The following is a 233-nucleotide window of genomic DNA, read 5'->3' as shown; positions in this document are numbered from 1 at the left end:
CGCTTGAGTGCCGAGCGGGATTGTTTGGCTTTGCGCTGGATCTGATCGAGAGACGCTGTCGTCTGTTTCAGTTCAGCCTGCAGTTTGTTTTGCTGTTGATTCAGCTCTCGATTGGATAGGCCGTTCTTCTGCAGTTCACCCCGCAAACCCGACAGTTTCTGTTTCTGGTTTTGAAACTGCACCGATAAGCCAGACACTGTTTTACGGGCAGCCGCCAGCTGGCGTTCTAACTT

At 51.9% G+C, this 233-nt stretch carries 1 protein-coding gene; it reads right to left on the bottom strand.

Going from position 1 to position 233, the window contains the following annotated elements; translation table 11 throughout:
- Positions 1 to 233 (bottom strand): hypothetical protein (locus E1189_RS21960; RefSeq protein ID WP_196220779.1); only part of this gene is annotated, 233 nt, incomplete at both ends.

It is taken from the genome of Parendozoicomonas verongulae (genome assembly GCF_009711465.1).
GTDB lineage: Bacteria > Pseudomonadota > Gammaproteobacteria > Pseudomonadales > Endozoicomonadaceae > Sansalvadorimonas > Sansalvadorimonas verongulae.
This window is presented reverse-complemented; position numbering and strand designations above follow the sequence as displayed.